Raw genomic sequence first — 20,943 nt, 5'->3', positions numbered from 1 at the left:
TTTATGTCGGTTTCTCTAGCTCCACCGCCGCCGGCTTGCAACCAGCGATAGGACCAGCAGCACCGCTGCCCAGACGAGTGACAGGCCATTGCCGTACCGCGCAAACGGGGTCGGCGGGGCAGCTCCCGGAATCCGGCCCAGCAGCACACCGGCCGACAGGTAAGGCACCGACTGCACCACCGTGCCATCCGCAGCGATCACCGCGCTGATCCCGGTGGTGGTCGATCGCAGCACCGGCAGCCCTTCCTCGATCGCGCGCAGCCGGGCGAGCGCCAGGAATTGCGGCTGGGCCCAGCTGCCGTACCAGCCATCGTTCGAGGCGTTGAACAGATAGTCCGGCCGGTTCGCACGGTCGGCCACGGCGCCGGGGAAGATGATTTCATAGCAGATGCTGGGTCCGACCTTGCCGAACCGGCCAAGATCGATCGAGCGCGGTCCCGGCCCGGGCCAGAATTCGATATCGCCGGGTACGAACCGGGCCAGGCCCAGCGGTTCGAGCAGGGCCTTCATCGGTACATATTCGCCAAACGGCACCAGGTGCGCCTTGGCGAAGGAAGCCCGGATCGTGCCGGTGCCATCCAGCGCGGTCACCGAATTGCGCGCGCCGACCGCCCGGTCATGCTGGATTTCCAGGTCGACCGTGCCGCTCAGCAGCAGCCGTTCAGGCCCCAGCAGCTGTGCCAGCCGCGCCCGGGCCAGCGCCGGATCGGCGCCGAAGGTCTGGCTGTAATAGCGCGCCGGATAGCCTTCGCGCAGCAGGTCGGGCACGCCGGATTCGGGCCACAGCACCACCGCCGCATCGCCCTGGCGCGGCGGCGGCACGGCCTGCGCCAGCCGGGTGAAATTGGTGGCGAAATAGACCGGATCGTTAAGCTGTTCCTGCGGGATATTGGGCTGGACCAGCACATAGGGCACGCGGGCCGGGGCAGTCGCCGCCGGCGCGCCCGTATGCGGCCAGAATTGCACCACGATCGGCAGCGGCAGCAAAGCCAGCACGCGGCGATCGGCCCGGAACCGCGCCAGCCCGGCATACCACAGGCCGGCAAACAGCGCGGCCAGCCCCGACAGTGCATAGGTGCCCAGCCACGGCAGCAGCCGCGCCGCGCCAACCGCTTCGAACGAGTCGAGGAAAATCACGCCCAGCGGGTTCCACGGAAAGCCGGTGAACACCCAGCCGCGCAGCCATTCGGTTACGATCCAGCCGCCCGCCATGGCCGGAACCAGTGCCAGCAGCCGCGCCCGCGCATGCCAGGCCAGCAGCGTGGCGAGACCCGGATAGATCGCCAGATAGGCCGACAGGCCAATCACTCCGCCCCAGCCCAGCCAGACCGGCATCGCCGCCTGATAGCCAAAGGCGGTCGCGATCCAGTTGAGCCCCAGGCTGAACTGCCCCAGCCCGAAGCACCAGCCAAGCTGAAAGGCCGCCTTACGGCCCTGCGCGCGGACCAGCAGCGCCATGAGGCCGGCCAGCGCCAGCAGGCTGAGCGGCCACAGCGCGACCGGCTCGAAGCCCAGCGCGGACAGCACGCCCAGCGCCAGCGCAGTCAGGCGCGGATAGGTCAGAATGAAGGCGAAGAGGCGGGGCAAGCGCCCGGATCAGCCAACCGATTCGAGCGCTTCGCCGCCGGTATCGTCACCGGCCGGCTTCTTGCGCGGACGGCCGCGGCGCGGCTTGGGCGCGTCCTCACCCGCTTCGGGTTCGTCGCGCCCGGCCGAGATGGCCGGAGGCAGCGAAGCTGGATCGAGCCCGGCCGGTTCGGCATCGCCCTGCTCGTCGCGGCGCGGCCCGCGTTCGCGGCGCGGACGTAGTCCGCCACGATTGCGGTTTTCGCGCAGGAACGGGTTCTCGGCGGGTTCGTAGGGGTTGTCGCCCCCGGCATCCTCGGCCTGCTCGGCTTCGGCCTCGGCATCCGCTTCGGCGCGGGGCGCTTCGCTTTCGCGCTCTTCGCGCTGCGGGCGGTTGTCACGCTGCGGGCGGGTGAAGGTCGGCTGATCGAAGCTGGGGAAATCGCTGGCGCTGGAAAATTCCTCGCCCTCGTCAGCATCCTCGTTGCCGCCTTCCCAGCGCTCGTCACGGCGCTGGCGCTGTTCTTCCTGGCGCAGGCGCGCATCGGCAAGGACGCGGAAATAGTGATCGGCGAACTGCAGGTAATATTCGGCCTGGACCCGGTCACCGTTGAGGTGCGCATCGTGCGCCAGCTTACGATACTTTTCCAGCAGCTGGGGCGCATTGCCGCGCGCCCGGCTGTCAATCCGGTTAAGCTGCTGACCACCACCGCCGCCGTTGTTCTGACGATTACCGCGGCCACGCCGGCGGTTGTTGTTATTCCCGCGATTGTTATTCAAGGGGTATTGTTCCCTAATTCCGTCGGCCTTGCCGGCATTCCGGCTGCCCGGCCGCGTGACCCAGTGCCACGGGCGCCCATTGCGCGTCGTGGTTCCGACATCTGCTGAACAAGCGCGGCGATTGCAGGCCGACCAGATGCAAATGCTGGATTTGGCCTGCGGGTCCCGCCATTGGCGGACCGGCGCTGGCCTGATCGCGGATTTACGCGTCCGCGCCCGGCTTGCCAAGCGAAATCTTGAATTCAAGCACACGCGGCCGTCCGGCCAGGTCGTGATGGAGCCTGGCGGACAGCCCCGCAGCCGCGCCGATCGCGATTACCGCCTCGGCCTGCTTCGCCCCGATTTCGACCAGCGCGACCCCGCCCGGCGCCAGCAGGGCGGGCAGTTGCGGCACCAGCACGCGGTAATCGTCAAGCCCGTCAGGACCGGCAAACAGCGCGCCGGCAGGTTCGTGTGCCCGCACCGAAAGATCAAGCTCGGCATCGCTTTCAACATAGGGCGGATTGGCCAGCACCAGATCGAACCGGCCCAGCTCTCCGCTCCAGCCTGCGGCGGTCCAATCGGCCTGGCGGAACTCGGCCTGGGGCCGCAAGCCCAGCTGCTCGGCATTGGCGCGGGCCACGGCAAGCGCTTCTTCCGACCGGTCCACCCCCACCCCGCGCGCGGCGGTCAGGTAGGCCAGTACCGCCAGCAGCAGCGCGCCCGAGCCGGTCCCGCAATCAAGCACGCGCAGTGCATTGGGCCGCGCTGCCAGCGCCGCCTCGACCAGCACCTCGCTATCCCCGCGCGGGATCAGCACTGCGGGCGAAACCCTGAACGGCAAGCCATAGAACTCTTGCCGCCCGGTAATGTAGGCCACCGGCTCATGCCCCATGCGCCGCTCGACCAGCGCGGCAAAGCCCGGCGGAGCGGGGTCCTGCATGCGGTGCAGCAGCAGTTCCGTCCGCGTGCAGCCCAGCAAGTGCGCCATCAGCACTTCGCCGTCGAGCCGGGCGGTATCGCTGGTGGCGGCAAGCTGCTCTGCAGCCGCGCGGATGGCGTCAGCGGCGGTCATCAAGACTCCCCCTCCTCTGAAGAGGAGGGAGAGTTATGCACCTGCCGTCCGCGTCTGGCACTTATTCACCCAGCGCCGCGAGCCGCTTGGCCTGGTCTTCGGCAATCAGCGCGTCAACCAGTTCGCCCAGTCCCGGCCCTTCAAGGATTTCGGGCAGGCGGTGCAGCGTCAGGTTGATGCGGTGATCGGTGACGCGGCCTTGCGGGAAATTGTAGGTGCGGATCCGTTCGCTGCGGTCGCCCGAGCCGACCATCGCCCTGCGCGCTTCGGCCTCTGCCCCCTGCGCTGCGTCGCGCTGGGCTTCGAACAGGCGCGCGCGCAGCACCTGCATCGCCTTGTCCTTGTTCTTGTGCTGGCTGCGGCCGTCCTGGCAGGTGACCACGGTGCCGGTCGGCAGGTGGGTGATCCGCACCGCAGAATCGGTGGTGTTGACGTGCTGCCCGCCCGCCCCACTGGCGCGATAGACGTCGATCTTGAGGTCACCGTCGTTGATCTGGACGTCAACCTCATCGGGTTCGGGCAGCACCGCGACGGTCGCGGCCGAAGTATGGATCCGCCCGCCGCTTTCGGTCACCGGCACGCGCTGGACCCGGTGGACGCCGCTTTCGAACTTCAGCTTGGCGAAAACGCCGTTGCCGTTCACTTCGGCCACGGCTTCCTTGAACCCGCCGATATCGCTGGCATTGGCGCTGACCAGTTCGAAGCGCCAGCCCTGTTCGGCAGCGAAGCGTTCGTACATGCGTAAGAGATCGGCGGCGAACAGCGCGGCCTCGTCGCCGCCGGTCCCGGCCCGCACTTCCAGCATGGCCGAGCGGCTGTCGGCACTATCTCGCGGCAGCATGGCCACGGCCAGGCGATGCTCGGCCTCAGGCAGTTCGGCCTTGATCCGGGCCAGCTCCTCTTCGGCCAGCTCGCGCATTTCGGGATCGTCGAGCTGCGCCAGACTGGCCTGCTCGGCGCGCATGATCGCGACTTCGCCGGCGATCCTGGCGACCGGCTCCAGCTCGGCATAGTCGCGGCTGGCGGCGATGAAGTCCTTGCCCTCCAATGTGCCCGAAGCCAGCCGCGCCTCGATCTCGGCGAAGCGGGAAGCAATCTGGGCCAGACGGGCGTCGGAGACGGACATTCGCGGTTCTACTCTACCTTCGTCATCCCGGCCCTGAGCCGGGATCCCGCTTCTTTACTCACCCGCCGCGAGAAGAAAAGCGGGACCCCGGGTCAAGCCCGGGGTGACGGAGAAAGTTTGAAGCAGGCTACTTAAGCGGATATCGTTCCGCATATGTCGTGGTGATATAGGCGACCCTGCCATATTCGTCATCAATCGCCTGGAAGGAATGAGTTTTCTCCCCATCCCGGATATCCAGTGAAATCAGGACAGCGGGGTTGCACTTCCGTGCCTTGTCGAACCGTTTGCGAGGACTTCCGGCGGCAAAGAGTTCGCATTCAATGCCTTCCCTGCGCAGGAAAGCTACCAGACCGATGGCATCTTGCAGCCTGTCATCGCTTTCAACCGCCACTGCCACTTCGGGAGGATATTCGAACGCTGTCTCTTTCTCACCCACCAGCATCGCCAGCCGCTCAATCCCGGCCGCCCAGCCCACCGCTGGCGTATGCGGCCCGCCCAGGCTTTCCATCAGCCCGTCATAGCGCCCGCCGCCCAGCACGGTGCCTTGTGCGCCCAGCCGGTCGGTGACGAACTCAAACGCCGTGTGGCGGTAGTAGTCGAGCCCGCGGACCAGCGACGGCGCGCGGGTCCAGGCGACGCCGGCAGCGTCCAACCCCGAAGTGACCTTGCCGAAGAAGTCCTGCGCCTCGCCGCTCAGGTAATCGTCAATCTTCGGGGCATCTGCCACAAACGCCTTGTCGCGCGGGTCCTTGCTGTCGAGGATCCGCAGCGGATTGCGTTCGAGCCGGTCCTGCGAATCCTCCGAAAGGTCACCCGAGACCGCGCGGAAGTATTCGACCAGCGCCTGTCGCCAGGCTTCGCGGCTTGCCCCATCGCCCAGCGTGTTGAGCATCAGCGTGACACCGTCCGAAATGCCCAGTTCCTTGAGCAGCTGATCGGCCAGCACCAGCAACTCGACATCGGCCTGCGGTTCGCCCGCGCCAAGGATCTCGGCGTCGAGCTGGTGGAACTGGCGATAGCGGCCCTTTTGCGGGCGCTCGTAACGGAACAGTGGACCGTGGGTCGCAACCTTCAGCGGCGCGTGCTGCTGCCAGCCGTTGGTGAGGTAGGCGCGGCAGATCCCGGCGGTGAATTCGGGCCGCAGGGTCAGGCTTTCGCCGCCGCGATCCTCAAAGCTGTACATCTCTTTCGAAACCACATCGGTGGTCTCGCCGATCGAGCGGCTGAACACTTCGGTCTTTTCGAACACCGGCATTTCGACCCGGCGAAAGCGATAGAGCTTGCGCACGCGTTCGAACGTCTCGACGACATGGGCGAAAGCCTCAGCCTCTGCGCCGAAGATGTCCTGGGTACCGCGAATGGCCTGTGGTGTGTTCATGGTCTGCGCGCTTAGTCTGCAACAGCCTTCGCGTGAAGTGCGATTTCACGTCACGCTTTCCTACACCGCGCCGCGCTGCCATCATTCGCCCGGCAGGAAAAGCAGCCGCTTTTTCATTTTCAGGACCCTGTGAACTTTGTCAGCTTCCAACCAATTGCACTCCCGGCGGCTTGGCGGCATGAAGCGGCGGATGAAGGGGAAACTGATTGCGCTGGCGCTGGCCGCCGCTTCGACTGCGGCCTTGGCCGCCAATTCCATGCCGCAGGCGGTGCCGCTGTCACAGCAGGTGCCCACTGCCCGCGACATTCCATACCCGGGCGGCACGATCCTGCTGGATGTCGATGCCAGCGACACTGCGCGCGGTCTGTTCAGGGTGACCGAAACGATCCCGCTGGCGCCGAACACCCGGCGGATCACGCTGCTCTACCCGCAGTGGCTGCCCGGCAACCACGCGCCGACCGGGCCGATCACCCAGCTGGTCGACCTGCAGTTCGAAGCGAATGGCCAGAAGCTGCAATGGAAGCGCGATCCGGTTGAGCTGTGGGCCTTCCATGTCGAACTGCCGGCCGGGGCGAGCAGTGTCACCGCGCGGTTCATCCACACCGCTCCGCTGCAGGACAGCGAAGGCCGCGTGACCATGACCCCCGACATGCTCAACCTGCAGTGGGAGAAGATGAGCCTCTATCCGGCCGGGCACTATGTGCGCCAGATCCGCGTCCGCCCCAGCCTGCTGCTGCCGCGCGGATGGAGCGCGGCGACCGCGCTTGACGGGCGTGAAGGCCAGGGTGAGCGGCTGAGCTGGGCCGAAACCAGCTATGAAACGCTGGTCGATTCGCCGCTGTTCGCCGGGCGGCATTTCCGCAAGTGGGACCTTGGCCAGGGCGTTGCGCTCAACCTGTTTGCCGATGGCGCCGAGGGGCTGGCCGCGAAGGACGAACATATCGCCGCCTACCGCGCGCTGGTTGACGAGGCGCTGCTGGCCTTCGGGGCGAAGCACTTCGACCATTACGACGTGCTGCTGGGCGCGACCGACAAGCTGGGCGGGATCGGGCTGGAGCATCACCGGTCGAGCGAGAACACGCTCGACAGCGATGCCTTCACCGAATGGGACAAGAACGAAAGCGACCGCGACCTGGTGCCGCACGAGTTCAGCCATTCGTGGTCGGGCAAGTACCGCCGCCCGGCGCGGCTGTGGACCCCCGACTATCGCCAGCCGATGCAGGGCGACCTGCTCTGGGCCTATGAAGGCCAGGACGAGTTCTGGGGGCTGGTGCTGGCCGCGCGGTCCGGGCTGCAATCGAAGGACATGGTGCTGGGCCAGCTGGCCAGCATCGCCGGCAAGTATTCCGAACAGGCCGGTCGGCGCTGGCGCTCGATCGAGGACACCGGGTTCGATCCGGCGCTGGGCTATCGCAAGCCCAAGCCCTGGCCCTCGCTGGCGCGCGGGACCGACTATTACAGCGAAGGCGCGCTGTTCTGGCTTGAGGCCGACCAGCTGATTCGCCAGGGCACCGGCGGGCGCAAGAGCATCGACGATTTCGCCCGCGCCTTCTTCGGGATGAACCCGGGCGACTGGGGCCAGCTGACCTTTGAGCAGGCCGACGTCGAAGCCACGCTCAACGCGGTCTATCCGCATGACTGGAAAAGCTTCATCGACACCCGGCTCAACCAGCCGGACCAGCCGGCCCCGCTGGGCGGGATCGAGGCGGGCGGGTATCGCCTGATCTGGAAAGACCAGCCCAATTCCTATGACAAGGCACGGATGGCCGCGGGCAAGAACCTGTCGCTGGTCCATTCGCTGGGGCTGGTGCTCGACAAGGACGGCAAGGTCGGTTCGGTCCAGTGGGACAGCCCGGCCTTCAACGCCGGGATCGTCAACGGCACCCAGGTGGTGGCGGTGGGCGGGCTGACCTATTCGGCCGACACGATCAAACAGGCGATCCAGCTGGCCCGGCAGGGCGGCGGGATCGAGCTGCTGCTGAAGCGCGGCGATCGCTATCGCACGATCCGGATCGACTATCGCGGCGGGCTGCGCTGGCCCTGGCTGGAACGCACTGCAGCCGGCAAGGCACCGGCCGGGCTGGACCTGCTGCTCGCACCGAAACGCCCGCTGCCCAAGGCAAAGACCAAGGCGAAGGCGAAATAGATGGCCCGGGCGGGGCTCTCGATCGGCAACCGGATCGCCCCGCTGCGCTTTGTGGTGTTCATCCTGCTGTTGCCGCTGGGCTATCTGGCCTGGCGGGGAATCGCGCCGGGCGCGCAGTGGCAGGATGCCCTGGCGATCGGCTTTGACCTGGCTGCGGCGGTATTCCTGCTTTCGCTGGTCCCGCTGCTCAGGCACTTCCCGCTGGCCGAAATGCGCCGCCATGCCGATGCGAACGATGCCAACCGCACGCTGGTGCTGGTGATCAGCACAGTGCTGGTGGCGGTGGTGATGGCGGCAATCTCGGGCGAGCTGGCCGCCGCACGCGGCGGCGATGGCAGCGCGATGGCCCGGCTGCTGATCACGCTGACGCTCGCCTGGCTGTTCGCCAACGCCGTCTATGGGCTGCACTATGCGCACCTCTACTACTTCGGCGGCGGCGAGGGCGGCGAACACCGCGCCGGGATCGAATTCCCCGGCACCCGGACACCCGATTACCGCGATTTCGCCTATTTCGCGCTGACCCTGGGGATGACCTTCCAGACCTCTGACACCCAGATCACCGCGCCCCGGATCCGGCACATCGCCCTGCTGCACAGCCTGGCGGCCTTTGCCTTCAACATCGGGGTGATCGCCTTCACCATCAATGCACTGGGCTGATTTCGGCCCCGGTTCGACCAATGTCGGTGTTGCAGCGCAGCATGAGCGCGGCTAAGGGCGCTGACCATGCGTATCGACAAGATCCCCGTGGGCGACAATCCGCCCGAGAGCCTGAACGTGATCATCGAAGTGCCGGTCGGCGGCGAACCGGTGAAGTACGAGTTCGACAAGGAATCGGGCGCACTGTTCGTTGACCGGATCCTGCACACGCCGATGCGCTATCCGGCCAATTACGGCTTCATTCCGCACACCCTGTCGGACGATGGCGACCCGCTCGACGCGCTGGTGATCGCGCGCTCGCCGTTCGTCCCGGGCTGCGTGGTGCGCGCCCGACCAATCGGTGTGCTCAACCTCGAAGATGAACACGGCGGCGATGAAAAGCTGATCTGCGTGCCGGTCGATTCGACCTTCCCGTACTATTCGGACATCGGCGAACAGAAGGACCTGCCCTCGATCGTGCTGGCGCAAATCGAGCACTTCTTCACCCACTACAAGGACCTGGAAAAGGAAAAGTGGGTGCGGATCGGCAAGTGGGGCGATGCCGACGATGCCAAGCGCGTCGTGCTGGAATGCATCGAGCGGTACAAGAAGTCTTTGTCCGCCTGACGGCGGTGTGGAATACCCATCCGGGTATTCCAGGCCAGGCCAAGCTGATCGCGGAGGCGATCAGCGTACCGACAGAAACTCAATCCCCCGCTACGGTCATCCCGTCGACCCGGATCGTCGGCACATTGACGCTGCGGTGCCATTCAAGGTCGTTCGCCGGAGTCAGCCCGGCGAACATGTCGAGCAGGTTCCCGGCCACGGTGAATTCGGCGACCGGCCCGGCGATTGCGCCCTTGATAATCCGGAAGCCTGAAGCGCCGCGACTGTAGTCGCCGGTCACCGCGTTGACGCCCTGGCCGATCAGTTCGGTTACCAGCACCCCATCGGCGATATCCGCGATCAGTTCAGCCACCGACAGGGTGCCGGCGGCAAGATGCAGGTTGCTGATCCCGACTCCTGGCGCTCCGCCCGCACCGCGTACCGCATGGCCGGTCGGCGTACCGCCGAGTTGCCGTGCCGCCGCGCTGTCCATCAGCCAGCCGGTCAGTCGCCCGTCCTCAACCAGCATCCGCAGTGCGGTGGGCAAGCCTTCGCCGTCGAACGGCCGCGAACCCAGCCCGCGCGGGCGCAGCGGATCGTCGATCACAGTCACGCCAGGCGCAAAGACCTGGGCCAGGTCCTTGCCCAGCAGGAAGCTGGCGCGCCGGGCAATCGCGCTGCCACTGATCGCCCCGGCCAGATGGCCGATCAAGGTACCGCCGACGCGCGGATCGAACACCACAGGCATGGGCCCACTCTTGAGACGTCCGGGACTGAGCCGGGCCACCGCGCGATTGCCGGCCTGGGTCCCGATCTCTGCCGCTGAGGGCAGATCGGCCAGGTGATGCGCGCTGCGCCAGGCATAGTCGCGCTGCATCCCGGCGCCTTCGCCGGCGATCACCGTGGCGCTGATCTGATGGCTGGTCGAACCGAACGATCCGGCAAAGCCGTGGCTGGTCACCAGTGCCAGGCTGCGCCCGCCGGATCCGGCCGAAGCCCCTTCGCTGTTGGTCACCCCGGCCACTGCGCGCGCGGCATCCTCGGCCTCGAGCGCCAGTTCGCGCAGCCGCGCCGGCCCCGGCTCTCCCGCGTCGATCAGGTCGAGCCCGGCCGGCTCCGTGCGCAGCAGCAGCGCTTCCGCGGCCAGGCCGGCATAGGGATCCTCGGGCGCCAGCCGCGCCATGGCCACCGCGCGGCTGGCCAGTTCCTGCAAGGCCGCATCCGACAGGTCGCTCGATCCGATCGAGGCCGAGCGCCGGCCAACGAAGACCCGCAGGCCGAGATGTTCGGATTCGCTGCGCTCGACATCTTCGAGCGCGCCCAGCCGGACCTGCACGGCTTCACTCGATTCGCCCGAATAGACCGCATCGGCGGCATCCGCCCCGGCTTTGCGCGCAAAGTCGATCAGCGCGGCGGCGCGGTCCTGGGCCTGGGCGGGACTAAGCATGAAACGGGTGTACTCCGGCGGTTGCGAGCCGCCGATCTAGGGAGCCGAAGCGGAAAGCGCAATCAGCCGAAAGCCAGCGCCAGTCCCTTGAACATCGCGGTGACCAGAAACGGCAGGCCCAGCGCCAGGGCCCAGACCCACATCCGGTCGCGGCGGAACTGGCTGGCAAATTCGGGATCGGCGGCCTGGGTGTCGCTCAGCCGGTTCCAGCGCTTCTCGAACCTGCGGCAGGCCGGGATGATTCCGGCGACCAGAATGATCAGCGCGAAATAGGGCAGCAACGAGCCGCCGCTACCGTGCAGTGCGCCCATGGTGACGAAGATCTGCAAGGCGGTGTAGACCAGCAAGGCATAAGCGATGTTGTCGCTCATCTTCTTGCGCCAATCGAGCTGACGATCCGCCGCGAGCCTAGCGCCGTTCCATGCCTTTGCCATGGCCAACCCCTCTCTTTATCCCCTTATGGAGCGAGTAAATCACCGAATGGCCTGGCAGGCAAGTCTCGTTAAGCATTTGCGCGCATGGCTTGTGGGCACCATCCGTGCAAGAAACCTGCCAGATCGACGAACACCGCTTGCCCAGCCCCGCACGAGCACCTAAATCGCCAGACAATGACCACGACCGAACAGCACCCCGCCCCCGTCGTCAGCGCTGCCCAGCCGATCCCGCAGGGCGGGCTGGAAGTGATCTCGATCGCCAAGAGCTATGACAAGCGCGCGGTGCTGACCGATATCTCGCTATCGGTGGGCAAGGGCGAAGTGCTGGGGCTGCTGGGCCCCAACGGTGCGGGCAAGACCACCTGCTTCTATTCGATCATGGGGCTGGTGAAGCCGGATTCGGGCCGGATCCTGATGGACGGGGTCGATGTTACCCAGCTGCCGATGTATCGCCGCGCAATCCTGGGGCTGGGCTACCTGCCGCAGGAAACCTCGATCTTTCGCGGGCTGACGGTCGAACAGAACATCAATTGCGTGCTCGAACTGGTCGAACCCGATGCGGCGACCCGCGCCGACGAGCTTGAACGGCTGCTGGGCGAATTCGGCCTCACCCGGCTGCGCGCCAGCCCGGCGATGGCGCTGTCGGGCGGGGAACGCCGCCGCTGCGAGATTGCCCGGGCGCTGGCTGCCAAGCCCTCGATCATGCTGCTCGACGAACCCTTCGCCGGGATCGACCCGCTGTCGATCAGCGACATCCGCGACCTGGTGAAGGACTTGAAGCAGCGCGGGATCGGCGTGCTGATCACCGATCACAACGTGCGCGAGACGCTCGATATCGTCGATCGCGCCTGCATCATCTATGGCGGGCAAGTGCTGTTCGCCGGCAGCCCGGAAGATCTGGTGCAGGACGAAAACGTGCGCCGCCTGTACCTGGGCGAGGGCTTCACGCTCTAAGGTCTGACCGATGGCCCTCGGCCCACGCCTTGACCTACGGCAATCGCAATCGCTGGTGATGACACCCCAGCTGCAGCAGGCGATCAAGCTGCTGGCGCTGTCGAACCTCGAAATCGAAACTTTCATCGGCGATGCGCTGGATGCCAACCCGCTGCTTGAGCTGGGTGAGGGTGCACCAGCCGAAGCGAGCGTGGTCGAAGAGGCGGAGGTCCGCCGCACAACGCTCGAAAGTTCGCCAGTCGATCAGCTGATCGGCGAAGGCCAGGCCGAGCAGGACCGTCCGCTTGATGTCGATCGCACCGCGCTCGATGTCGACCGTGACACCGGTGATGGCGAGTGGGGCGCCGAGCTGCGCTTTGCCAGCGGCGGTGAGGATGGCCCGGGGATCGACGAACGCGCCGATACCGCCCTGTCACTGGCCGATCATCTCCACGCCCAGATCGGCGCGGCCAGTCGCGATCCCCGCCTGGCCTTCATCGCGCGGCATATCGCCGACCAGCTCGACGAGGCCGGTTACCTGCCGCTCACCCTGCGCGAAGTGGCGGCTGAACTGGGGATCGCTATCAACGAAGCCGAAGCGGCGCTGGCGCTGGTCCACACGCTCGATCCGACCGGGGTCGGCGCGCGCAGTCTGGGCGAGTGCCTGGCATTGCAGGCCCAGGAGGCCGATCGCTATGATCCGTGCATGGCCCGGCTGCTCGACAACCTCGACCTGCTGGGCAAGGGCGAGCTGCCGCGGCTCAAGCGGATGTGCGGGGTCGATGACGAGGACTTTGCCGACATGCTGGCCGAGCTGCGCGGCTATGACCCCAAGCCCGGCCTGCGCTTTGCCAGCGGCGGGGGCGAGCCGGTTACCCCCGATATCCTGATCGCGCCGCGCGCCGATGGCGGCTGGGACGTGCAGCTCAATCAGGCAACCCTGCCGCGGCTGATCGTCAACCGCAGCTACTATGTCGAAATGCGCGGGGCCTGCGATGACAAGTCGGCGCGCGGCTGGCTGTCGGACAAGCTGGCCGATGCCAACTGGCTGATCAAGGCGCTCGACCAGCGGGCCAAGACCATTCTCAAGGTGGCGAGCGAGATCGTGAAGCAGCAGGACGGGTTCTTCCGCCAAGGCGTTTCACAGCTCAGGCCGATGACCCTGCGCGCGGTGGCCGAGGCGATCGCCATGCACGAATCGACCGTCAGCCGGGTCACTTCGAACAAGTACCTGGCCTGCGAGCGCGGAACCTTTGAGCTCAAGTACTTCTTCACCTCGGGCGTCGGCGCGGTCGATGGCGAAGGCGGCGCATCGGCGGCAGCGGTCAAGGCCGCGATCAAGGCACTGATCGACGCCGAGGATCCCAAGGCGATCCTCAGCGACGATACCCTGGTGGATCTGCTCAAGGACAAGGGCTTCGACCTCGCCCGCCGCACGGTCGCCAAATACCGCGAGGCGATCGGGCTTGGCTCCTCGGTCCAGCGCCGCCGGCAAAAGGCGCTCGCCGGGATACGCTGAAACGGCAAAGGGCCGAAGATTCGCCCCCGAACCTTCGGCCCTGCCCCCGGAACCGGTCTCCTCGGCTCAGGCGGCGATCGGGTTGCCGCCTTCCATCGCGTGGAGCACGCGCGGATCGTCGAAGATCGGAATCCCGGCCTCCTCGTACTTCTTGCGGGCGGTCGGCGTGAGCAGGCCGACGCGGGCCAGTGCGGGCAGCATCAGGTCCTTCATCGCGTGGATCTGGCCGGGGGCCAGTTCCTGCGTCACCCCGGCTTCGCGCGCTTCCTCGACACCCTTGAAAAAGTCGTCGGGATCGATGTTCGAATTGTAGAGCACTTCCATGAAGCCGGGATCGACCCGGCTGGCCAGCGTGCCCGCCGCCTGGGTGCCCTGGGCGAGAATGTTGATCGCCTGGAAGGCGAAGTCAGCCAGATCCTCGCGCTCATCCTCGGGCAGCTGCGCGATTTCCGGGCCCAGGAAGGCGTGGCCGAACGAGACGTGGCGACTTTCATCGCGCATCACGTTGAAGGTGATCGCCTTCAGAAGCTCGCACTGGGTGGTGCGGTACATGTTGTTGAACGCCCCCAGCGCCAGCCCTTCGACGATCATGTTCATCCCGATCATGACCTTCTCATAGCGGTCGCTCTGCAGCGTCGCGTCGATCAGCGCCTTGAGCCAGGGCGACATCGGATAGACAATCGCGATCTTGTCGCAGTACTTGGCATAGACTTCGACATGGCGGGCCTCGTCCATGGTCTGGGTCGCGGCATAGAGCTTGGCGGTCGAATCCGGCACCGAATGGGTGACACAGGCCGCAGTCATCAGCGCGCCCTGCTCGCCGTGCAGGAACTGCGACAGCAGCTGCGCGGTCGAATGGGCGGTGAAGGTTTCCTGCTGCGATTTCGACAGCTTCGCAAAGAACGGCATGCGGTGATAGACGTCGCTGCGGTCGTTGATCATCGGCTTCGACGGATCGACCACGGTATCCCACTTGAGCAGCTGGTCCGAATCCCACTGATCCTGCTTGGCGCGCCTGTAGAGGTCTTCAACCTTGTCGCCCGAAAGCAGGTAATCGAAGGTCCAGGCGATCGCCATCGGGTTCTTGTAGATGTCATCCGGGTTCATGCTGACGCGCCAGTCTTCCTTCGGCCTGGCGCCAACGGGGGTAGCAAGGTTCATGGCTCTCTCCTCTCACATATACTGGCGTTCAGGGGTGTGGACGACGATCCCCTCCAGCGCGTCCGACAGCCGCAACTGACAGGCGAGCCGGCTGTTCGGGCGCGGATCGATCGCTTCGCTGGCCAGCATCGCCACTTCCAGCTCGTCGGCGGCCGGCACCTTGGCGAACCAGTCCTCATCCAGATAGACGTGGCAGGTGGCGCAGGCGCAGAAGCCGCCGCAATCGGCTTCGATCCCCGGCACACGGTTGTTCAGCGCGGCATCAGCCACGCTCATCCCGGCGGGCGCATCGACTTCGCGCGCCACGCCCTGGGCATCGATGAAAGTCACATGGGTCAAGGCGCGCCACCTCTCACAACGGCCGCGATAATTGACACTGATGTAAGTAAAACGCCATGCGGGCATTGACATGAGTCAATCCGCCGCCGCACAGTCGGCAAACGGCAAGCGGGGGAGATAAGGCGATGACCATGTGGATCTGGGGCGGGGCACTGGCGCTCTATCTGCTGTTCCGGCTGTGGTACGATGGCCTGCGCCGGCCGCTGACCAAGCCCGAGATCGACGCCTTCTTCGCTGAGGTCCACGCCAAGTACGGCGGCGGCAACGATCCGGCTGTGCTGCGCAAGTTCCTGGAAGAGGATGATGGCAAGGAATTCGTCATGCTCAACCTGGTCAGGATCGAGCCGGGCATGGTCACCGATCCCGATACCGGCGCGCAGGTGCCCGGACGCACCATGATGCGGCGCTATTCCGATCCCTTCGTCAAGGCACTGCTGGCCAAAGGCGGACACCCCGGGATGGTCGGGCGCAAGGTCGGACCCTATGTCGATGCCTGGAATGTCGAGGGTGATCCGGGCTGGTCGATCTTCGGGCTGATGCGCTATCGCAGCCGCCGCGACATGCTGGCGATGGTCAGGAACCCGCTGTTCGCCAAGGTCCATCCCTACAAGCTGCTGGGCATCCCCACCACCTTCAGCTTCCCGACCCAGCGCGAACTGTCGGTCTATATGGGCCCGCGTATGTGGGTGGCGCTGGTGCTGGCGCTGGCAGCGGCGCTGCTGCAGCTGGCGGTGGGTTGAACCACAGCTGCCGCGCTGAACTCTCATGTAGCTGATGCGTCCATCCGGCCAGCATGCTGGGGTGCGGCTGGCTTCACCGCACCCCCTGTTCGATCAGTTCACGCTGCCGCCGCGCAGCAGATCGCGCAGCGCATCGACAATGGCCTGCGCCTGAGCCGGAGTGGTCGAGGAAATGCGGATCCAGTTCTGGCCCAGCTGGCCACTGATGCCTGATTGCCGTTGAACGTGGATCTCTTTGGCCTTCAGGCTGTTGGTGACATCGCCCGCCGCATGCCCAGCATCGACGAGCACCCAGGGCCAGGGGCCGGCGCTTACCTTGGCGGCTCCGAACAGTTCACTGCAGCCCGCGCCCAGGATCGCGCTGGCGTGTTGCACCTGGCTGCGGGCCCGATTGATCAGGTCAGCGCGCCCAATCAGTTTCGGCAGCAGGCGTGAGCCGAACCCGCTCGGCTCATAGGGCCACGCTTTGGTGCCCAGGTGCCGCAGCAGTGCCTTATCGCCGACGATCAGCCAACCTGACGCAGCCCCGGCGGCAAAGAGAATCTTCGATGCCGGCGCCAACACGATGACCCCCGCGTAATTCAGAGCCAGAGGGGTAAGCTCGGCCTGGCTGATTCCGGCATATTCGGCATAGGCGCTGTCGACGATCACCATTGCGTCGGGGTTGGCCGCCTTGATCGCCGCAACCGCGCGGTGCGGATCGATGCAGGTCGCCAGCGGATTCGTAAAGCCAATTGTGGTCATAAAAATCGGGCGCCAGCACTGTGCCGCCTGATCGGCCAGCACATCATAGATGCGGTCATCCAGGCCCGGTTCGGCCGGGACCGAGCGGAACGGGATGCCCTGCACTTCGCTCGCCAGCGCGTAGCCGCGAAAATCGCCATCGAGCGCGATGACCTCGGTCGGGTGCAGGTGCCGGACCAGCGCACCGATCTGCTTGAGGCCGGAACCCATTGGGATAACCGCCTCGGGCGGCGCGCCGGTAAAGCGGGCGATCGCTTCGCAATAGCCGTCGGTCTTGGGCTGGGGGTAGTCGGCGGCAGCAGGCGCCGTTTCGTGATAGATTGCGACCAGTTCGGGATCGCGTTCGACAAGTGCCTGGCCCGGACAATTCCCGTTCGCGAAGATTGGGTAGGCAACAGCAGTCGCGGCTTCGTTCGCGTACGGCTTGCCGCGCAGTTCGGCGATGAAATCCCCGATGGGCCACGGACTGGGCCACCAGGACGAGAGGGCCTGCTTAATGCGGGCAATACCGGTGGTGTTCTGGGTAGTGAGTGGGGTGACCTTTCCGTCGATCGTGGTGGGCATGAGATGCTCTCCGAGTTTCAGCCTAGGCGAGATGCCTGGCGTGATGACCCGGTGTCACACAATATAATCACACATGCAACAGTAAATGAGTGGTGTTGAGTGATTTCACTCAAGCGAGGTCGATCAGGGCACGCACCATAGCTTCAGAATAGGCTATCTCTTGATCAGGATTGCTGGCGATTTCGCGAATTGCTTGGGCCAGATGCAGTGGCGCCTTGGCCAGAGCGGCCGAAACATCAAGCGGATCACTTTTGTCCCCGCCGGTCATTCCCGCCAGATATTCCGCCAGGGCCTCGATATCGGAAACATCGACCGGAACTGCCTTGAACATGCTCCAGATCGCAGCGCGTGCCTCAACCTGGTTCCTGTCGAGCAGCTTGTTCAGTCCGGTCTTGTCATGCCTGAGCGCCTCGACGATCTCATGCAGGACCGCGTTTCCAGAGCTTCGCTCTGACTCCGCAAATAGCGCACGACGCAACTTGCCGACCAACGCGCCGATCTGGCTAAGCCGGTTTTCGGCATACAGCCGGCCAACCGCATGCCGAAGCGAATAGACTGTCAGCGATGCGATGTCGTCGCCGCGAGAAAGCCTGACCGCCCCCTCTTCCAATATGTTCTTGACCAGGAACACCAGCGGACCCTTGAAGCCGGGATCGATCTGGCTTCCGCAGAGCACCTGGATGCCCCGCAGATTCAATTCATTTACGTTGCCTACGGCACAGAAGAACCTTGGGCCCATCTGGACCATTTCCGCCGCCACGACATGCACCGACTGCCCGGGTTGAAGGTCAATTTCATCGCTAAATTCAATGCCAAGATCCGCCTTCATGGCCGCAAAGACGCTTAGCTCGGCCGACCCGAACGCTTCAGGCGTGGCATCCATCTGATAAAAGTGGAACCAGGCATCCCGATCGCGCTTGGGAACCTGGAAAAAGCCCTTGGTCACAATCAGGCCAACCGACAGATCCAGTGAGGCGCCCTTGACCTTGTCTTCATTCAATGGGGAAATGACGAAGCCATCATCTTCGCTCTCTGCGTTCCACTTCTTGATTTCTTGATCGATAAGCACGCCGGGCCGCGGAGTTGCCGGGATCGGATCCGGCCCCACGCTTTCGCGCGACACATTAGGGAACTTGCTGGCCAGCCAGAATTCCACAGTTCCACCCAGGACCTGGGCAAGCCCCCTGGCCAGCTTGTGCGAAATTGGGCGGCGGGTTTCGCCGGTTACATTATAGATCGCCTGCGGAGACATCCCCAGCTGTGTGGCCAGCTCCTGCGCGTTGATATTCTGGCGCACCATCTCAAGCTTGAGATAGTCGCGCGCGTCGAGGAATTCTTCGTCCCCAAGAACCAAACGCCGAGATCCGGTACCGGCCATGGCAGCCCCCTGAAAAGCCCCAAAGGCGCCATGATGCCAGTACTCACAAAATAGTCAACTCACTACTCACGACATAAAACATGAACAAACATGGGGTTTATCGTGAACTGGGCAGCAACCATCCGGCTAGCCAACCACACGCTTCCTTGCCGCCAGCGCAAAATTGGCGATCAGGGTGGCGAGGAAAGCGATCATTCCGCCCAGCAGGATCCATTCGCGATTGGCGGCAAAGCCCGCAAGGGTCAGCGCGCCGCCCAGCGCCATGGCCCCGCCGGCCAGCCGGCGCCAGCCGCCCGCCTGCCAGTGAAGCAAGCCGATCAGGATCTCGACCAGGGCGAGCAGGCCAAACTTGATCCGGGGGGCGGGATAGAGCTGGTCGATTGTGGCCTGATCGCCCGGCAGCGCGGCGGCAATCGCGGCCAGGCGATTGTTTTCCCAATAGTCGGCCGCAGCGGCCACCACGACCATGGCGACCCCCAGCTGCACCAGTCGCCGCGCGCCGGGGTTCTCGCCCCCAAGCGCCATCAGCACCACGATGAACAGCGCCGAATAGACCGGAATGAAGCCGAGGTTGTCGAGCCGCAGCGCCTTGCCCTGCGCGGCGATGGCGGCCTGCGCGCAGTCTGGCGGGAACTGGGCAGCGACATCGGCCGGGCTGGCCACAAGTTCGAAATTGAGGATCGGTTCGCCTTCTCCTGGGCAGGCCTTGATCCCGTCGATCCGCCCGAACGACAAAGCGATCAGCAGGAATGGCAGCGATAACAATGCGGCCCAGCGCCAAAGGGTCATCAGCAATTCTCCCGTTTCCGCCCAGGCAGGCGGTTCAACCTGTCATGCAGCGAGCAAGGCCGCGCGGCGGCGCCAATCCTGCGACAGGGGCGCCAGCCCGGCAAGGTCCCTAAGCGTACCAAGGTCATCCTTGTGCCCCCCGGCAACGATCAGCGCAAAGACCCGCGCCACGCTCCATTCGGGATGCGGCCGATCCAGCAGTTGCAAGGCATCGCCGGCCTGCACCGCGCCGTCCTCGATCACCCGGAAGTACCAGCCGGCCCGCCCGGTGCGCACCACTTCGGCGCTCATACCCTTGTGGCCAAACCGGTGATCGATCTTCCAGCAGGGCTTGCGGCCCTGGCTGATTTCGACCAGCGCGGTGCCCAGACGATAGCGATCGCCGATGCAGGCCGCGGTTTCGACCAGACCCAGGCTCGCCACGTTTTCACCCAGCGCGCCGGGGCCATCGAGCAGCGCGTGATCGCCCAGATAGTCACGCCAGTAGCCATAGTGATCGCGCGGGTAATAGTGGATCGCCATGTCCGGTCCGCCGTGATGGATACGATCAGCCTGCTGATCGCCCGCCAGCCCCTCGCGCCCGATCGCGATCAGGCCTTGCACCGGCTGCTTGGCAATCGCGCTCGCCTCGCCATCGCGAAAGGCGTGCGCCTGGCCCAGGGTGACCGCGAGGATTTCGAATGACGTCAGGGTTCAGGCCTCCAGCTCGACATCCCAATAGAGCCAGTCACGCCAGGTCTCGTGCAGGTAACCCGGCGGAAAGCCGCGCCCGCGTTCCTGCAATTGCCAGTTGGTCGGGCGGATTGGCGGGACCAGCAGCGGCATCCGCGCCTGCGCCGGGGTCCGCCCGCCCTTCCTGAGGTTGCACGGCGCACAGGCGGTGGCGACGTTTTCCCAGCTGGTGCGTCCGCCGAGGCGGCGCGGGATCACGTGATCGAAGGTCAGCTGATGCGGGCTGCCGCAATACTGGCAGGCAAACCGGTCACGCAGGAACAGGTTGAAGCGGGTGAAGGCCGGAAATTCGCTGGGCTTCACATATTGGCGCAGCGCGATCACGCTGGGGATCGGCATCGACCAGGTGGGCGAATGCACCTCGCGCGTGTAGCTGGCGACGATATCGACCCGTTCGAGGAACACCGCCTTGATCGCGGTTTGCCACGGCCACAGGCTGAGCGGATAATAGCTGAGCGGGGTATAGTCTGCGTTGAGCACCAGCGCGGGGCATTGGCTGAGATGCCGGGAGGGATCCTCCTCCGCGCTGCGGAACCGGGCCGCGCGCTCGATCAGCTCCGACTTGAGCATGGCCCCCTGTAGGAAGCCGCAATTGCGGTTCTGTGACAGCGCATGGCGCTAGAGAGCATGGCGGGAGTCGCCGCGTCAAGCCTGTGGTTCGGGTGCAATCCACAGCGAGGAATGGTTCACGCAGAGTCCGCAGAGAAGAAAAGGGAGGCGCAGAGAAATTGCGCTGCGCCGCCGGCGCTTTCCATCAATCGGCCTTCTGTCCAAACGCACCCCTGAGGGTTGCGGGCGGCTTCACCGCCGGCACTGCACCTCTGCGCCTCTCCTGCTTCTCTGCGTGAACCATTCGGCGCTGGCCTCAGGC

20 protein-coding genes are annotated in these 20,943 nt (G+C 65.3%); 6 read left to right on the top strand and 14 right to left on the bottom strand.

Annotation, left to right across the window (positions count from 1 at the left end; genetic code table 11):
* Positions 1 to 15: 15 nt before the first annotated feature.
* The 5 genes from lnt to hisS all read right to left on the bottom strand — a co-directional run bounded on the left by lnt (position 16) and on the right by hisS (position 5,904).
* On the bottom strand, positions 16 to 1,587 hold the full coding sequence (lnt, locus tag IT549_RS15955) for an apolipoprotein N-acyltransferase (protein WP_292974623.1): 1,572 nt from the start codon (positions 1,585 to 1,587) through the stop codon (positions 16 to 18).
* A gap of 9 nt (positions 1,588 to 1,596) precedes the next feature.
* The gene (locus tag IT549_RS15950; protein ID WP_292974622.1) at positions 1,597 to 2,346 is read right to left on the bottom strand and encodes a DUF4167 domain-containing protein; all 750 of its coding nucleotides are present in this window, start codon (positions 2,344 to 2,346) and stop codon (positions 1,597 to 1,599) included.
* Between the two features lie 202 nt (positions 2,347 to 2,548).
* Positions 2,549 to 3,400: a peptide chain release factor N(5)-glutamine methyltransferase gene (gene prmC, locus IT549_RS15945; RefSeq protein WP_292974621.1), complete on the bottom strand. Its 852-nt coding sequence runs from the start codon at positions 3,398 to 3,400 to the stop codon at positions 2,549 to 2,551.
* Between the two features lie 61 nt (positions 3,401 to 3,461).
* Positions 3,462 to 4,526: a peptide chain release factor 1 gene (gene prfA, locus IT549_RS15940; RefSeq protein ID WP_292974620.1), complete on the bottom strand. Its 1,065-nt coding sequence runs from the start codon at positions 4,524 to 4,526 to the stop codon at positions 3,462 to 3,464.
* A 127-nt stretch (positions 4,527 to 4,653) separates the two neighbouring features.
* Positions 4,654 to 5,904, bottom strand: coding sequence for a histidine--tRNA ligase (hisS, locus tag IT549_RS15935; protein WP_292974619.1), 1,251 nt, complete (start codon positions 5,902 to 5,904; stop codon positions 4,654 to 4,656).
* A 190-nt stretch (positions 5,905 to 6,094) separates the two neighbouring features.
* Between hisS and IT549_RS15930 the strand changes: the two genes are divergently transcribed.
* From IT549_RS15930 to ppa, 3 genes are all read left to right on the top strand, one after another.
* Positions 6,095 to 8,050 (top strand): peptidase M61, encoded by a 1,956-nt coding sequence (locus tag IT549_RS15930; protein WP_292974618.1) that lies wholly within the window; start codon positions 6,095 to 6,097, stop codon positions 8,048 to 8,050.
* Entirely contained in the window at positions 8,051 to 8,707 is a 657-nt protein-coding gene (locus IT549_RS15925; RefSeq protein WP_292974617.1) for a DUF1345 domain-containing protein, read from the top strand.
* A gap of 66 nt (positions 8,708 to 8,773) precedes the next feature.
* Positions 8,774 to 9,313 (top strand): inorganic diphosphatase, encoded by a 540-nt coding sequence (gene ppa / locus IT549_RS15920; protein WP_292974616.1) that lies wholly within the window; start codon positions 8,774 to 8,776, stop codon positions 9,311 to 9,313.
* A gap of 79 nt (positions 9,314 to 9,392) precedes the next feature.
* On the opposite strand, the gene IT549_RS15915 is transcribed toward ppa, so the two are convergent.
* Positions 9,393 to 10,739, bottom strand: coding sequence for a TldD/PmbA family protein (locus IT549_RS15915; RefSeq protein ID WP_292974615.1), 1,347 nt, complete (start codon positions 10,737 to 10,739; stop codon positions 9,393 to 9,395).
* Between the two features lie 62 nt (positions 10,740 to 10,801).
* Positions 10,802 to 11,173 (bottom strand): hypothetical protein, encoded by a 372-nt coding sequence (locus IT549_RS15910; protein WP_292974614.1) that lies wholly within the window; start codon positions 11,171 to 11,173, stop codon positions 10,802 to 10,804.
* Positions 11,174 to 11,347: 174 nt separating this feature from the next.
* Here IT549_RS15910 and lptB point away from each other — a divergent pair, with 174 nt between their 5' ends.
* Complete coding sequence (lptB, locus tag IT549_RS15905; RefSeq protein WP_292974613.1) at positions 11,348 to 12,127, top strand: LPS export ABC transporter ATP-binding protein; 780 nt, start codon at positions 11,348 to 11,350, stop codon at positions 12,125 to 12,127.
* 10 nt (positions 12,128 to 12,137) lie between these two features.
* Entirely contained in the window at positions 12,138 to 13,625 is a 1,488-nt protein-coding gene (rpoN, locus tag IT549_RS15900; RefSeq protein WP_292974612.1) for an RNA polymerase factor sigma-54, read from the top strand.
* A gap of 66 nt (positions 13,626 to 13,691) precedes the next feature.
* On the opposite strand, the gene IT549_RS15895 is transcribed toward rpoN, so the two are convergent.
* Entirely contained in the window at positions 13,692 to 14,786 is a 1,095-nt protein-coding gene (locus IT549_RS15895) for a ferritin-like domain-containing protein (protein WP_292974611.1), read from the bottom strand.
* 12 nt (positions 14,787 to 14,798) lie between these two features.
* The gene (locus tag IT549_RS15890) at positions 14,799 to 15,116 is read right to left on the bottom strand and encodes a 2Fe-2S iron-sulfur cluster-binding protein (protein WP_292974663.1); all 318 of its coding nucleotides are present in this window, start codon (positions 15,114 to 15,116) and stop codon (positions 14,799 to 14,801) included.
* 134 nt (positions 15,117 to 15,250) lie between these two features.
* Between IT549_RS15890 and IT549_RS15885 the strand changes: the two genes are divergently transcribed.
* Positions 15,251 to 15,865, top strand: coding sequence for a hypothetical protein (locus IT549_RS15885; RefSeq protein WP_292974610.1), 615 nt, complete (start codon positions 15,251 to 15,253; stop codon positions 15,863 to 15,865).
* A 93-nt stretch (positions 15,866 to 15,958) separates the two neighbouring features.
* Here IT549_RS15885 and IT549_RS15880 read toward each other — a convergent pair whose 3' ends face one another.
* From IT549_RS15880 to IT549_RS15860, 5 genes are all read right to left on the bottom strand, one after another.
* On the bottom strand, positions 15,959 to 17,173 hold the full coding sequence (locus tag IT549_RS15880) for an aminotransferase class I/II-fold pyridoxal phosphate-dependent enzyme (protein ID WP_292974609.1): 1,215 nt from the start codon (positions 17,171 to 17,173) through the stop codon (positions 15,959 to 15,961).
* A gap of 109 nt (positions 17,174 to 17,282) precedes the next feature.
* Positions 17,283 to 18,551 (bottom strand): hypothetical protein, encoded by a 1,269-nt coding sequence (locus IT549_RS15875; RefSeq protein ID WP_292974608.1) that lies wholly within the window; start codon positions 18,549 to 18,551, stop codon positions 17,283 to 17,285.
* A gap of 126 nt (positions 18,552 to 18,677) precedes the next feature.
* The gene (locus tag IT549_RS15870) at positions 18,678 to 19,340 is read right to left on the bottom strand and encodes a hypothetical protein (protein WP_292974607.1); all 663 of its coding nucleotides are present in this window, start codon (positions 19,338 to 19,340) and stop codon (positions 18,678 to 18,680) included.
* A gap of 42 nt (positions 19,341 to 19,382) precedes the next feature.
* Complete coding sequence (locus IT549_RS15865; protein ID WP_292974606.1) at positions 19,383 to 19,943, bottom strand: MOSC domain-containing protein; 561 nt, start codon at positions 19,941 to 19,943, stop codon at positions 19,383 to 19,385.
* A 90-nt stretch (positions 19,944 to 20,033) separates the two neighbouring features.
* Positions 20,034 to 20,642, bottom strand: coding sequence for an HNH endonuclease (locus IT549_RS15860; RefSeq protein WP_292974605.1), 609 nt, complete (start codon positions 20,640 to 20,642; stop codon positions 20,034 to 20,036).
* Positions 20,643 to 20,943: the final 301 nt, after the last annotated feature.

Origin of the sequence: Novosphingobium sp. (assembly GCF_020852455.1) — a bacterium.
Classification (GTDB): domain Bacteria; phylum Pseudomonadota; class Alphaproteobacteria; order Sphingomonadales; family Sphingomonadaceae; genus Novosphingobium.
This window is presented reverse-complemented; position numbering and strand designations above follow the sequence as displayed.